Consider the following 1,375-nt stretch of genomic DNA (forward strand, 5'->3'; position numbering starts at 1 on the left):
GGGGACCTCATAGCCTTGGTTCTGTGGTCGAACCCAAACGACGAGATTTGATTTGGATATATCGATACCGACCCAGGAAATCATGGCAAAACCCTCTTACACTCAGAAATGAGAGTGCTCTGGCTTTGCCCACGCTTGTGATTCGAGTGCCGCTCGTACAACTGTTCGGGCTTATGGGCCAGAGTAGAAAGGTAGATGGCAGCTTTGCTCCCACTCGTGCTTCAAGCACCGCGGACTCACAGCTTGCCATCTACCCCTCTCACCCCAGAGTTTATTCCCTTACTCAGACACAAGCGGACTTGCTCGCGAAGAGGCCCTCAGCCCACCCTCAATCCTGAGGCTTGATCCGGTCAGCCGGCCGCCGCACGCCCGCCACGATCTTGTCCACCGCCTTGGTCGCCGCGACCATGCCGAATGTCGCCGTGACCATCATCACCGCGCCAAACCCGCCGGCGCAGTCGAGCTTCACGCCGTCGCCGACAAAACTCTTCTGCAAGCAAATGCTGCCGTCCGGCTTCGGGTAACGCAGCTGTTCGGTGGAGAACACGCACGGCACGCTGTAGTGACGGGTCACGGTGCGAGAAAAACCGTAGTCGCGACGCAGGGTCGAGCGCACTTTGGAGGCCAGCGGATCATTGAAGGTACGATTCAGGTCGCACACCTGGATCAGCGTCGGGTCAATCTGCCCGCCCGCGCCGCCGGTGGTGATGATCTGGATCTTGCGGCGCTTGCACCAGGCGATCAATGCCGCCTTGGCGTTGACGCTGTCGATGCAGTCGATCACGCAATCGATGTGGGGCGTGATGTATTCGGCCATGGTGTCGCGGGTGACGAAGTCTGCTACGGCGTGCACCGTGCAGTCGGGGTTGATGCCCCGCAGCCGCTCGGCCATGACCTCGACCTTGGGCTTGCCGACGGTGCTGTCCAGGGCGTGCAACTGGCGGTTGGCGTTGCTGACGCAGACATCGTCCAGGTCGAACAGCGAAATCTCGCCTACGCCACACCGGGCGATCGCTTCCGCCGCCCAGGAACCGACTCCGCCCACCCCGACCACCGCCACATGGGCCGCCCGCAGGCGCTCCAGGCCCTCGATGCCATACAAACGGGCGATGCCGGCAAACCGTGGATCTTCTGTACTCATGACCATTACCCCAAAAACCGGCGCGCATTATAGGGCTTTGCCGTGGCAATTCGAGCCGTTCGCGAATTGAATCCCACCAATTCCCCCTTGTGGGAGCGAGCTTGCTCGCGATGGCGTCAGTCCAGTCAATAGAGTATCGACTGATCCACCGCCATCGCGAGCAAGCTCGCTCCCACAGGGGTTGGTGTTTTGCTATAAGATAACCGCCATTTTGTGAGCGTTGGCCGAACACTA

Annotated in this window: 1 protein-coding gene; it reads right to left on the reverse strand. The window is 60.2% G+C overall.

Annotation, left to right across the window (positions count from 1 at the left end):
* Window positions 1-328: 328 nt before the first annotated feature.
* Window positions 329-1,141 (reverse strand): tRNA cyclic N6-threonylcarbamoyladenosine(37) synthase TcdA, encoded by an 813-nt coding sequence (gene tcdA, locus AD664_RS25775; RefSeq protein ID WP_172679769.1) that lies wholly within the window; start codon window positions 1,139-1,141, stop codon window positions 329-331.
* Window positions 1,142-1,375: the final 234 nt, after the last annotated feature.

Origin of the sequence: Pseudomonas sp. P97.38 (assembly GCF_001269745.1) — a bacterium.
Classification (GTDB): domain Bacteria; phylum Pseudomonadota; class Gammaproteobacteria; order Pseudomonadales; family Pseudomonadaceae; genus Aquipseudomonas; species Aquipseudomonas chlororaphis_E.

Coding starts and splice junctions, on each gene's coding strand:
- tcdA (WP_172679769.1), bottom strand. CDS start 1,141: ATGAGTACAGAAGATCCACGGTTTGCCGGCATCGCCCGTTTGTATGGC.